This is a genomic window from Flavobacterium sp. C4GT6 (assembly GCF_036347315.1).
GTDB lineage: Bacteria > Bacteroidota > Bacteroidia > Flavobacteriales > Flavobacteriaceae > Flavobacterium.
On sequence record NZ_JAZGZU010000003.1, the window covers coordinates 212,128 to 225,366 of the forward strand.

A 13,239-nucleotide genomic window follows, 5' to 3' on the forward strand; every position below is an offset into this window, starting at 1 on the left:
TATCTTTAACCAGCATGAACAAAGCGCTCGCTTAAAAAAGGCGTTTTGCTCACCCCAACATTAACTATACTAAATAACTATACAAACACTACTAAAAATTACTTTTTATGAAGAAATTATACCTTGCGGCGCTTTTAGCGCTGTGCGGTCTGGCAGATGTTTCTGCCCAGCAGGATCCGCACTATACGCAGTACATGTATAACATGAACGTGATCAACCCTGCCTATGCGGGTTCAAAGGAGAACTTATCCTTTGGGCTGTTATACCGCAAACAGTGGGTTGACATAGAGGATGCGCCAACCACGGCGACCTTTTCGGGCAGCAGCCCTGTGGGCAAGAACGTAGGATTGGGACTATCGGTAATCAATGATGAAATCGGTCCTGTAAAAGAAACCAACGTGTATGCCGACTTTTCCTATACTCTTAACCTTGGCGGAGAGCACCGTTTAGCCTTAGGTATTAAGGCGGGTACTACCTTCCACGATGTAGGCCTTTTCAGTGACATCGGTAACGGTAACGTTCCGGCATTGGATGACCCTGCTTTTCAGGAAAACGTAAACAACACTTATTTCAATGTAGGAGCAGGCTTCTTCTACTACACCCAGAAGTACTACCTTGCTTTTTCGGTACCTAATATGCTGAACAGCAAACACCTTGACATCAATTACAGTGGTCAGGACTTTCAATTCGGGTCGGAAACCCAACACTACTTCCTAACGGGAGGTTATGTATTCCAGTTATCGGAAAATGTAAAGCTAAAGCCATCGTTTATGCTTAAATCAGCCTTTGATGTATCGCCATCTGTTGACGGATCGTTAAACGCATTGTTCTTTGAGCGCTTTGAGATAGGAGCTACCTACAGGATAGATGACTCATTTGGCGGTATGGTAAACTACAGGATTACACCCAACCTTAGATTAGGTTATGCTTACGATCATATCGTGTCCGACCTAAACATCACCACCCCTTCTTCGCATGAGATCATGCTTTTGTTTGATTTGAACTTCCCGAAGAAAGTATCCCGTTCACCACGTTATTTCTAACCTAAAAGCGACCACGAAAGATGAAGAACCTATATATCAGTTTAAGTTTTATGCTGGCAGCACAGTTTGCCATGGCACAAAATAAAGACACGGAAAAAGCAGATAAACTATTCAGCCGTTTTGAATACATTGATGCTGCCGACGAATACATGAAGCTTACCAACAAAAAAGACCCATATGTATACAGGCAGCTTGCTGAGAGTTACTATAACATGTTTAACAGTAAAGAAGCCATTAAATGGTATGAAAAGGCTGTTAAATCTAAGCAGGACTCTGAGATTTATTACCACTATGCCCAGATGCTGAAGGCCGAAGGCAGGTATGAGGAAGCTAATGCACAAATGCTCACTTTTGCCAAAATGGCACCTAAGGATCAAAGAGCAATCATATTTATGAAAGATCCTGATTATCTTCCTAAACTAAAAAGTCAAACTAAGCTTTTTGACGAGCAATACTTAGACATCAGTGATAAAAAATATACCGATTTTGGTGCTGTATTAAACGACGATAAGTCTTTTTACTTTACCAGTACGCGTAACACCGTTCGCAGAAAATATGGCCGTAACGAAGAGCCATATCTTGATTTATATGTCGCTACCTATCAGGGAGACGGTAAATTTAGCAGCCCAGAACCGATTACTGAGATAAACAGTAAATGGCACGATGGTCCTGCAACTATTACAGCCGATGGTAACACGATGTACTTTGCCAGTGAAAGTTTTAAAGAGGGAAAATTTGAGAAAGACAACGGTCAGCAAACCGGACTACTTTACATCTTTAAAGCTACTAAAGTAAACGGAAAATGGGGTAACGTAGAGGCTTTACCGCTTAACGACAAGCGTTGGTCATCTGCTAACCCATCGGTTAGTGCCGATGGCAAAACCCTTTATTTCTCTTCAAACAGAACAGGTTCAATGGGTGAAACTGACATCTGGAAAGTAGACATTAAAGGCCCTAACTCATACGGAAAACCAGAGAATCTTGGACCAAAAGTAAATACAGAAGGTAGGGAAAGCTTCCCTTACATAACATCAGACAATAAACTTTTCTTCTCTTCAGAAGGACGTAAAGGATTTGGTGGTTATGACGTATATATGATAGACTTAAACGGTGACAAGGAGGCTATTAATCTGGGAGACCCTATCAATACTCCTAAAGACGACTTCTCATTCACCTTTAACGCTTCACAAAACGTTGGTTTCTTTGCCAGTAACCGTTTAGGAACAGATAACCTTTACATGGCTACTCCTATTTGTGGTGTGGAGGTTATAGTTACCGTTAGGGACAAAAAAACCGGAAAAATTATTCCGGCAGGAAAAGTAGCTATACTTGACGACAGAAATAACGTAATCGAGACCAGAACAGCAGATGCAAACGGTAAGGTTACCTACAGTGTAGACTGTGACACTGATTACACAGTACAGGCATCAATAGAAGGTTACAAGACAGATAACTTCCCGGCAGAGAAGAAACACGGTGGTGAAGTTGCGGTAATGGCCGATCTTGAACCGCTAGACGATCTTATTGTAGGCGACAGGGTAGTACTAAACAGTATTTATTTTGAATATGATAAAAGCAACATTACCCCTCAGGCAGCCTTTGAGCTAAACAAACTTGTAGATGTAATGAAGTCATACCCTGAAATGGTTATCGAGGCACAAGCACATACTGATAGCCGAGGTAGTGATGACTACAACATGAAGCTATCTGAACAAAGAGCGAAATCTGTAATGCAGTATGTTGTATCACAGGGCATATCAAGAGAAAGGATAACCGGAAAAGGTTATGGAGAGACTATGCCTAAAGTAAACTGTGGCGACAACTGTACTGAAGAAGAGCATGCTAAGAACAGACGTAATGAGTTTGTTATAATAAAAAGATAAGCCGTTCTAATTTAACAGAAGGTTAAAAAAAGCAGCCCTATGTGGCTGCTTTTTCAATATTTAACCTTTTTTTTATAAATTATTTGCACGGCTATACTTTACATTTTGGTAACGCTTTAGTAATTTTGCTCTGCATTTAACTTCAGCATTATTTATGCCTTTACACCTAACTGAAATAGAACGTGTAAAAACCATCTCAAAAGAAGATTTTTACAATAACTACGTGAAAAAGCAAAAACCTGTAGTAATTGAACAATTAACTCAGGATTGGCCTGCTTACGAAAAATGGAAACTGAATTATATTAAGGATTTAGCCGGAGACAAGACTGTACCTCTGTATGACGACCGTCCGGTTTCACATGAAGACGGATTTAATGAAGCACATGCCGAAATGAAAATGTCTGAATACATAGACCTGCTTCAGTCAAAACCAACAAACTATCGCATATTTCTATATAACCTGATGAAGGAAGTCCCTTCACTTCAAAAAGACTTTAAATGGCCTGATTTAGGCTTACGGCTTATAAAACAACTCCCAATGTTGTTTTTTGGAGGAGAAAATTCAAAAGTATTTATCCATTACGATATTGATTATTCTAATATACTGCACTTCCATTTTCACGGTAAAAAAAGATGTATACTTTTTGCTCCAAACCAAACTCCTTACCTGTACAAAGTACCGCATTCATTAATTTCAAGAGAAGATATTGATTTTGACGACCCTGATCTTGAAAAATGGCCGGCACTACAACATGCTGAAGGACTTGTAGCAAACCTTGAACACGGTGAAATGCTATATATGCCCGAAGGTTACTGGCATTATATGAAATACGTAACCCCGGGATTCTCCATGAGCCTAAGGGCACTGCCTAGAAAAATAAGCAACCTGTCTAAAGCTGTTTACAATATATTTGTAATGAGGCATTATGACAACTTTATGCGACGATACAAAGGGCAGGCCTGGATTGATTATAAAAACGAACAAGCTGTTAAGCGAACACACAAAAAGCTTAATATACCTGCATAAAAATAGTAATCCCGTTCGGCAAGAATGGGATTATTATTTACCTTTAAACACTAGCCTCATTCTTTATTTATGCACAAAACCTATACTGTTGAAGAAGCCAAACGAAAACTGGAGCAATACTGTGCCTACCAGGATCGTTGTCATGCAGAGGTTTTACAAAAATTAAAAGGCATGAATATGATTTCGCAGGCATGTGATGTTATTATCACCCATCTTATAGAACATAATTTCCTTAATGAAGAACGCTTTGCCAAAAGCTTTGCCCGAGGTAAATTCAGAATTAAAAACTGGGGGCGCATCCGTATAAAAAACGAGCTTAAACTTAGGGATATTTCACGTTTTAATCTTGAAACAGCCCTAAAAGAAATCCCAGACGGAGAATACCTTGAAGCTTTTCACTCCCTTGCCGAAAAACAATGGGATAACATAAGGGAAACCAACATCCAAAAGAAAAAAAAGAAGCTTTTTGACTTCCTGATGCGTAAGGGTTTTGAAAGTAATTTGATTTATGATAAACTCAGTGAATTAGCTGCCCAATCATAACTTAAATTATCTTAACAAAATGTTAAATAAAATTTAGTACCTTAGCAGTCCCCACAAATATATGTTAACGTAAAAATTCCCCTAGCGCTATGAGAACAAGAATTCTTTTGGCCACTCTGCTTGTTGCGGCCTTTTGTTACGGACAAGAATTTAACTTCAAAGAACTGAATACCAAAGGTAGGCAACTCATGCTTACCAAACCCGACAGTGCCATTGTATACCTTAAAAAAGGCATGCAGGAAGCCGAAAGGATTAAAGCTCCTGATACCATTTTTGGCGACTTATATCATCTATACGGTATACGAGATCTTATGCTCAACAAATTTGATTCGGGTATAATATACTTTAAAAAAGCGGCAGAATACAACAAAAACTACCCTGACAAACAGGTAAGGTCATTTTGTAATATTGCTATATGTTACAGAAACTTAGGCCAGCTTGACAAATCAATAAAACAATTAAATGAAATACTCAAGTCAGGTAAACAAACCGAAAAAACACTTGCTATAGTATATGGCGAACTAGCCTCAAACTATATGCAAAAGTTTGAAAACCAAAAAGCCATTAACAGCCTTCTTAAAGCCATAGATGTTCTAAAGGAGATGAAAGATGACTCTGAAGTTTACCCTATAAAGCAAAAGCTGGCTAATATTTATATGCTACAGGGCAATTATGAGTTTGCTATAGATCTATATGATGAAAGTATTGCCGGATTTAAGAAAAGAGGTGATAATAAGAACCTATCATACACTTATCTCAATAAAGCCGAAAGCCTTATACAGCTTAATAAACTGGATGAAGCCAAAGAAAACCTGAACTTAAGCATTAAATGGCTAAAGGAATACCAGGACATAGCGGTACTTGGCGTAGCTTATTCTAAAATAGGGCATATAGAAGCTCGCGAAGGAAATGAAGCAGAGGCTCTTGGCTCATATGAATATGCTATGGAAAATCTTAGCGCCTCAAATTCACCATATATTATAAGAGTAGGTCTTGAATATATAAATCATCTTAACCGAAATAAAAAATATAAAAAATCACTGGCAGTTATTGATCAGGTCATTGAAAGTGAAGCCTATAAGAATATTAATCTTGAAGACAGGATGTATTTTTCACAGGCAATGGCAGATACTTATAAATTTACCGGTAACTACAAAAAGGCGACCGACAACTATACGGAAACCATTATCCTGAAGGATTCTATCGCTAAAATGGATAAGGAAAATGCCCTAAACGAAATAGAAGCTAAGCTCCAAAACGAAATACAGCGTGAAAAAAATATAGCTCTCACAAACAGCAACAAGGCGCTTGAGGAAAAAATAAGCAAAAACAAAATTATAACCTGGCTTAGTATTATAGGAAGTCTTGTAATCATCATATTAGTGCTTACTATATTGAGATCGGCTAAACTTAAAAACCGACTACAAAAAGAAGCTCTCAAGACCATTGCTGCCGAAAAGAACTTACTGGAACAGCAAAGCCAGTATGATAAGGAAATTTATGAAGCCCAAAAAGAACGCATTACAGAAAAGCAAAGAGAGCTTACATCGAGTGCACTAAGGATGGCAAACCTTCAGGACAGTATAAACGACATTATAAACAAATGCCTACGCAAGGAGATTATAAATATTAATGATGTAAGAAAGGAGCTCCAGCTACTAACCAAACAAAAAGATTACTGGAAACAGTTTGAAACGCGTTTCAATAAGGTACACCCTAACTTTAACCATTCGTTGGCAGAGAAATTTGACAACCTTACAAAGAATGATTTAGAGTTCTGCTCCCTTTTAAAGCTGAATTTAACTAATAAGGAAATCGCATCCCTGTTACAAATTTCGCATGAAAGCGTAATTACCAAAAAATATAGGATTAAGAAAAAAATGAATATTCAGGAAGATGTAGACTTTGAAAAGATACTTATGGAAATTTAGACTTCTTTTTTCTTACATTTATCACTATCCAAAACATAGACAATCACAATACATTGAAAAACAATATTTTAACCGTTAAAAAAAATAGCCTTGTCTATAGTTTGTCTATCAAAATTTCGTTAAAAACCAAGGTCTATATCTTAAATTTGTAGCATACAACTCGACAAAGTGATTCATAAATCCGACGAGTGGTTGTTTGGTAAAATAATAGTTCTTGAAATTTCCTGCTTTATATTACTAAATAACTGGTGCTATTTTAGACTCATGATATGAAATACACGCCCCGTATTTTATGTTAAAAAATCCAACACCGGTGATTGCAACGCCCCCTGTAATCATTGGTGTTTTTTTTTGTAAGACACCTCCTTCAACACAAGTAATCCCCTAACTCACTATAAATTATGATAAAAAATAAAGAAAACTTCATAAAAAATTAAAATAACAAGCTACTATTTATCTTGTATTTTACACTATTTTCTGCTTATTATACAACGTTTCGCTTATATTAGTATTTAGATTATAAATAAAATACTTGTTAATTAAAATATAAACAAAAATTCACTCCCTTAACCATAAATAATTATATATCAGTATATTTGCCCCGATTTAAAGCTAAATAATTATTTATTATTTGTGCTTAACGAATTGAATTTTAATTACAAGAGGTTATATAAAACAACTACCACTAACTAAAAAGTAAATGGTTAGTTTTTAAAGCATATTATGGGTTCTTAGTCCCGTAATGTTTAGTAATTTTTTAGTTGGATGCAAGGAACCCCCTACTCAGTAAGGGGTTTCTTTTTTTATTTAGATACCAGTATACTAACTGCATTACCACCGAAACCAACAGCATTTACCAATATCTTTTTAAGTTTTTTATCCTGAACAAAAGGAACATCTTTAGCAAACGGAACATTTACAAACTGCTGTTTGTTAAGCATCATCACAGCAAGCTCCAGGCTTAATAGCCCCGAAGCACCAAACGTATGCCCTATTTTCCACTTGTTAGTAGTAATTAACGGTAACTTATCGCCAAAGAGTTTTTTTATGGCATTAAGCTCCGAAAAATCACCCTTTATAGTTCCCGGAGCATGCATTACAACGGCATCAATTTCACTTTTATCAATACCCTCAATAGCCATAAGCATGGACTTTTGTAAACAATCGGCATCGGCAGATATGGAAACACTATGTTTTAAAATCTCTGTAGAGTAACCTATACCTTCAACATAAGCAAGAGCATTTTCTTTTTTTCCTGCTTCCAGGCATGCTATTGCCGCACCTTCACCAAGCACCATGGTATTCATCTCTTTTTCCATGTCAAGCGCATGGCAGGGATACTCTCCTTTTTGGGTAGAGTATATTTTCATGGCCTGCATTTGGGCAATAGTAAAAGGCGTAAGCGGTGCTTCGCTTCCTCCTACCATAAACTTATCAGACATACCACCTCTTATCCATGCCACGCCATTAAGAAGCGCGTGCAGAGCTGTTGAGCAGGTTATGGAATGCGAAATATCGGGTCCGGTGCTTTTAAGGTCGTGTGCTACCCAAGATGAAATATTCCCTAAAGTGGTAGATGGCGAAGCCTGAACCCCTGCCTTACCGGTTTCAAGAAATTCCCTGTAGTGATTCTCAAACAATTCGGTTGCACCTCTGGAAGAGCCTATATTAATCCCGAAAACGTCTCCTTCTTTCCATCCTGACTCTTTTGCAGCTGTTCTCGATGCCAGTATAGCAAACAGTACAGATTTGTCCAGATTTCTGTATTTAAGATCTGACTCAGCCAGTTGCGCTATCCTTTCAGTAAGCTCATCGGTAAGTTTTGCTGCCGGAACACTCTTTCCGCCTATTTCGGTATATTGGATTTTTGTGCTTGTTTGCAGATAATTTTCCCATACCTGTTGGGCAGTATCGCCTAACGGTGAAAGGGAAGCTATGGAAGTTATGGAAACAGGTGTTGCCAAAATAATAGAATTTGCCTGCAAAAGTAAGGCAAACAATAAAAAAAACCGAGGATTAACCCCGGTTTATATGTTTTAGCTCTACTTTAGTTTTTAAACTATTTCATCTATTGCCTGTTTCACAACACCATAAACCTTATCCAGTAGTTCATTACTTATAATATATGGCGGAAGTATATAGATGATATTTCCTACAGGCCTTAGTATCACTCCGTTTTCAATAAAGAAATTATAAAGTTTGTTTCTAAAATCTCCATAGTAGCTCTCATTACCATCACGCTTAATCTCAAAAGCCATTATAACACCTAGTACACGTGCATTGATAACCTTTGGGTGATTTTCAATCTCAGCTATAAAATCAAGATGACTGGCATTAATACGGGCAAGGTTGGCTTTCATCTCATCTTTAAGCAATAATTCCAGTCCGGCTAGTGCTGCTGCACATCCTGTTGGATTAGCCGTAAAGGTATGTCCGTGAAATAAGGCTTTGTTTATATCATCATCATAAAAACCTTCAAAAAGCTCCTCGGTAAAAGTGGTTATCGCCATAGGTATAGTACCGGCTGTAAGCGCCTTGGAAAGGCACATCATATCGGGCTCAACGGTAAGATAATCACAGGCAAATATTTTTCCTGTTTTACCAAAGCCTGTCATCACCTCGTCGGCAATAGTGAATACTCCGTGTTCTTTACACACTTTAATCAGGTTATCAAGAGCCTGTGGTTCATACATTACCATACCTGCTGCCCCCTGTACCAACGGCTCAAATATAAACGCCGCATATTCTCCGGTAGCCGCCAGTTCCTTTATGGTCGCCAAACTCTTTTCCTCTTCTCCTTTTACAGGTACAGGAACACGAACTACCTCTACCAGCGAGCCTTTGAAAGCTTCGGTAAAAAAAGAAATACCACTCGCTGCCATAGCTGCAAAGGTATCACCGTGAAAAGCCTCTTCAAAAGCCAGTATCTTGGTACGTTTTTCACCTTTATTAAAATAATATTGAAGCGCTACTTTAATGGCCACTTCTACAGCTGTCGATCCGTTATCTGAAAAAAACATCTTCTTCTGGCTACTCGGTAGTATCTCTACCAGCTTTTCCGAAAGTACAACTGCAGGTTCGTGTGTAAACCCACCAAACAGCACATGTTCCAATGATGTTAGTTGTTTATAAATAGCATCAGCCACATGCTTATTGCTATGCCCGTAAGGATTAACCCACCACGAAGCAATGGCATCTATATATTCTTTTCCGTTCTCGTCCCATAAAAGGGCTCCTTCACCTTTTACAATCCCTATAGGTTTTGCAGCGGTTTTATGTTGTGTATAAGGGTGCCACAGGTGTTTGCTGTCGCGCTCTGTAAGCCCCTTTGTATTTCGAATACTCATGTTATAAGTTTTTCAGATTTTCCCTAAAATCGTCGGCATATTGCAGCACAACGTTTTTATCAAAATAAGGTTCTTCCTCAATACGACCAATCATTTTTATACCTGTGCGTTTTAGTACTACTTCTTCGGTTGAAGGAACTTCGGTTCCGTTAAAAATAATCCCGGCTACTTCTATCCCTCTGCTTTTTAATACCTCAAGGGTTAACAGGGTGTGATTGATACTCCCCAGGTAATGACGTGATACTATGATTACCTTATAATCAGGCTGAATCAAATCGACTATAGAATCGGTATCGTTTAGGGGGACAAGTAATCCTCCGGCACCTTCAATAACCAAATGGTTTTTGGTAGCAGGCTCTTTAATCTTTTTCAAATCGATAGTAATACCGTCTATCTGTGCTGCAAGGTGCGGACTCACAGGTGTATTAAGTGTATAGCTGTTAGGATGAATAGCCGTTTTATTATTGGTTAAATAGCGTTCAATTTTATGACTGTCTGAATTGTCTAAATCGCCGGCCTGTACAGGCTTCCAATAGTCGGCTTCAAGGGATTCGGTTATTATGGCCGATGCTATGGTTTTACCCACATCAGTACCAATACCGGTTACAAATAGTTTCATTCTATATTAAATTCATTTCCGCAGTTGTTACAGCGGTATTTGTATTTCGTGTAAAACGGAAGTGCCACCGCTATAAAAGTAAAAAGGAATGCAAAAAGCGATTTTATATCTTTAATGGTAGTACCCAGTTCAATTTCATGACTGCTACACTTGGAGCAGGTTAAAGGTTTACCCTGTTCATCAAGCGAATAGCGGCTAACATCCTGTAAAACCTCTGTCGCCCTGTCTTTATCTTCATAACGTACTAACAGCTTTACCCCACCTATGGCGTTACTTACCAACGGATCGGTATCAATGGTATTATTGTCTTTCATAAAAACCTCAATACCTTCGGCTTCCAGTCTTCCTTTTATAATTATCGCTTCAGATGAATACTGAAACGATGCAACTTTTACAAAGGTGTTTTCCATATCGCAAATTTATTAAATAAGCTTTCCACCACCGAGGCAGCTTGTTTTTTTAAGGATTTTAACTAAAATACAACAGTAATTTTAATAAAACATTACCAATACACAGCTGTTATATTAGTTAATTTTGACAATCTCCCTGCTAATTTAACATGTTTTTACTTATATGAACACTGCTAAGGTACCGGCTTACATAAAGTCTGTTTACATATCTCTGCTTATTATAATTATCATATTCTTTATGGTAATAGCTAAGCCGATATTAGTCCCGCTGGTTATATCCGGCTATATTGCCATGTTACTTACTTCGTCCTGCAACTGGCTGGAACGCCGAAAAGTACCACGATCTGTAAGTGCTGCTATATGCCTGCTTATATTTATTTTTGTAATATCGGGACTGCTATTGTTTATCTACACTCAGGTTAAGGGCTTCGCTAACGATTTAGGAGGAGATCTTTATGACAGGGTAAACGCTTTTGTTATAGAAGCCAATGCCTGGTTTGATAAACATATGGGGGTAGACCTGGGTATGCGAAACGGTTTTGAGATTAAAAAGGCTGTTGAGATGGTACAGACTGATGAGGCTCCGCCTACCCAAATACTATGGTCTACCATTAGCATGCTAGGCGATATAATACTACTACCTGTTTATATTTTCTTTTTATTGATATACAGAGATCATCTTGCAGTTTTTGTGGCTAAGGTTTTCAGGAAATCAGACAGTGACGAACTCCTGGAAAAACTAACCTCAATAAGAAAAATTGTGTATGCTTACATATCGGGTGCAGGTAAAGTAATGGTTATACTTGCCATTGCTAATACCGCCGTATTATTTGCCCTGGGAATTGAACACGCTATCTTTTTCGGGGTGCTGGCAGGGATACTTAACATCATCCCTTATTTGGGTCCGTGGATAGGGGTAACACTACCATTATTATTCTCCCTGATAACCAAAGACAGCTTTTTTTACCCTGCCGCTATATTGGTATCATTCACATTCATTCAAATGCTTGAAGGCGCTTTTCTTACACCAAAAATCACCGGAAGCAATGTTAATCTTAATGCCCTTATTACCTTTTTGGGACTGCTTATTGGCGGAGCCATTTGGGGCGTTGTGGGAATGATTATCATAATTCCGAGCATTGCCATACTCAAAAAGCTTTTTGAAATGCACGAAGACACAATGCCTTATGCCTATCTGTTTGGAGAAGAAGACAATAACTGGTTTAAAAAACGAACGAGAAAAAAACGTAAAAAACAGGAAACCGTTACAGATGAAGAAGCTCCCGGAGCTTAGTAAGCACCTGCGTTATTTCCTTATGTGTAGTGTAACTATGCAAACAAAACCTTAATCGTTCCTGCCCCTGTGGCACAGTAGGCGAAAGTATAGGCTTTACATTATACCCCGCCTGTTGTAATGACAACGCCATGTTTTTAACCTTATCGTTACCCGAAACTATAGCACAATGTATAGCCGAATCACTTGGTATAAAGAGTTTAGCTAAATCAAGCCTGTTTATCTCCTTGGCAAAAAAAGCTATATTTTGTTTTAACTGATTTTGAGCTTCCCTGTTTTTTTCAAGATACTGGTAAGCCATATAAATTACGGCAAGCGAATGTGGCGGTAAAGCCGTAGTGTAAATAAAACTACGCGCAAAGTTTAAAAGATACTCCCTTAAACCATCTGGCCCCAATACCGCTGCACCATGACAGCCAAGCCCTTTACCAAAGGTCATTATACGGGCAAAAACCCTGTCTTCATACCCCATTTGCTGTATAAGACCTTCGCCCCGGTTGCCAAAAATACCCAACGCATGAGCCTCATCAATTACAAGTCTGCAATTGTATTTTTCGGCTACAGCCAAAAACTTTTCAATATCAGGGCAGTCGCCATCCATTGAGAAAACCGATTCGGTTACTATATACACCTCGGCCTCTCCTCGTTTGTGTCTGCCTATCAGGTTTTCAATATGACAGGGATCGTTATGACGGAACTTAAATGATTTGGCATTGCTAAGCCTTAGTCCGTCTCTAATTGAAGCATGGATGTATTCGTCATACAATACCACGTCATCCTTTTGCGGAACGGAAGAAAAGAACCCCACATTAGCATCATAACCCGAATTGAACACCAATGCCGAAAGACTGTTGTGAAATTTGGCTATAAAAGCCTCGCTATCCCTATATAAAGCATGGTTACCGCTTATTAATCTGGAACCGGTAGCACCGTTGCTAACCACATTAGCAGAAAGCAGGTATTGATGTGCTTTTTGGAAAATTTCATCAGATTGTGAGAAACCCAGATAATCGTTTGAAGAAAAATCTACCAGCCCTCCAGCTTCGGTTAAAGTACGCAGTGCATTAGTCTCTTTTCGTTGCTGTAGCTTGAGTTGTAAGGATTTCGGTAGTTTTTCCATAACTCAAAAATACGGAAGATTA

Annotated in this window: 11 protein-coding genes; 6 read left to right on the forward strand and 5 right to left on the reverse strand. The window is 38.4% G+C overall.

Translation table 11 applies throughout. From position 1 onward, the window contains the following. Positions 1–107: 107 nt before the first annotated feature. From V3Z67_RS05355 to V3Z67_RS05375, 5 genes are all read left to right on the forward strand, one after another. Positions 108–1,043, forward strand: coding sequence for a PorP/SprF family type IX secretion system membrane protein (locus V3Z67_RS05355; protein WP_330442333.1), 936 nt, complete (start codon positions 108–110; stop codon positions 1,041–1,043). Between the two features lie 20 nt (positions 1,044–1,063). Beyond that, complete coding sequence (locus V3Z67_RS05360; RefSeq protein WP_330442334.1) at positions 1,064–2,926, forward strand: OmpA family protein; 1,863 nt, start codon at positions 1,064–1,066, stop codon at positions 2,924–2,926. Between the two features lie 154 nt (positions 2,927–3,080). Next, positions 3,081–3,953, forward strand: coding sequence for a cupin-like domain-containing protein (locus V3Z67_RS05365; protein ID WP_330442335.1), 873 nt, complete (start codon positions 3,081–3,083; stop codon positions 3,951–3,953). Between the two features lie 69 nt (positions 3,954–4,022). Then, on the forward strand, positions 4,023–4,496 hold the full coding sequence (locus V3Z67_RS05370) for a regulatory protein RecX (RefSeq protein ID WP_330442336.1): 474 nt from the start codon (positions 4,023–4,025) through the stop codon (positions 4,494–4,496). Positions 4,497–4,585: 89 nt separating this feature from the next. Continuing rightward, the gene (locus V3Z67_RS05375) at positions 4,586–6,427 is read left to right on the forward strand and encodes a tetratricopeptide repeat protein (protein WP_330442337.1); all 1,842 of its coding nucleotides are present in this window, start codon (positions 4,586–4,588) and stop codon (positions 6,425–6,427) included. An 803-nt stretch (positions 6,428–7,230) separates the two neighbouring features. Here V3Z67_RS05375 and V3Z67_RS05380 read toward each other — a convergent pair. The 4 genes from V3Z67_RS05380 to V3Z67_RS05395 all read right to left on the reverse strand — a co-directional run bounded on the left by V3Z67_RS05380 (position 7,231) and on the right by V3Z67_RS05395 (position 10,803). After that, entirely contained in the window at positions 7,231–8,391 is a 1,161-nt protein-coding gene (locus V3Z67_RS05380) for a beta-ketoacyl synthase N-terminal-like domain-containing protein (protein ID WP_330442338.1), read from the reverse strand. 90 nt (positions 8,392–8,481) lie between these two features. Then, positions 8,482–9,774, reverse strand: a complete 1,293-nt coding sequence (gene bioA, locus V3Z67_RS05385; RefSeq protein WP_330442339.1) for an adenosylmethionine--8-amino-7-oxononanoate transaminase — start codon at positions 9,772–9,774, stop codon at positions 8,482–8,484. Between the two features lies 1 nt (position 9,775). Further along, positions 9,776–10,393 (reverse strand): dethiobiotin synthase, encoded by a 618-nt coding sequence (bioD, locus tag V3Z67_RS05390; RefSeq protein WP_330442340.1) that lies wholly within the window; start codon positions 10,391–10,393, stop codon positions 9,776–9,778. Continuing rightward, positions 10,390–10,803, reverse strand: coding sequence for a putative signal transducing protein (locus V3Z67_RS05395; RefSeq protein ID WP_330442341.1), 414 nt, complete (start codon positions 10,801–10,803; stop codon positions 10,390–10,392). Before V3Z67_RS05395 ends, bioD begins: the two co-directional genes overlap by 4 nt. A 163-nt stretch (positions 10,804–10,966) precedes the next feature. Here V3Z67_RS05395 and V3Z67_RS05400 point away from each other — a divergent pair, with 163 nt between their 5' ends. Further along, entirely contained in the window at positions 10,967–12,097 is a 1,131-nt protein-coding gene (locus V3Z67_RS05400; protein ID WP_330442342.1) for an AI-2E family transporter, read from the forward strand. On the opposite strand, the gene V3Z67_RS05405 is transcribed toward V3Z67_RS05400, so the two are convergent. Next, positions 12,069–13,217 (reverse strand): aminotransferase class I/II-fold pyridoxal phosphate-dependent enzyme, encoded by a 1,149-nt coding sequence (locus V3Z67_RS05405; RefSeq protein WP_330442343.1) that lies wholly within the window; start codon positions 13,215–13,217, stop codon positions 12,069–12,071. The two genes, V3Z67_RS05400 and V3Z67_RS05405, sit on opposite strands and share 29 nt — an antisense overlap. Between the last annotated feature and the right edge of the window lie 22 nt (positions 13,218–13,239).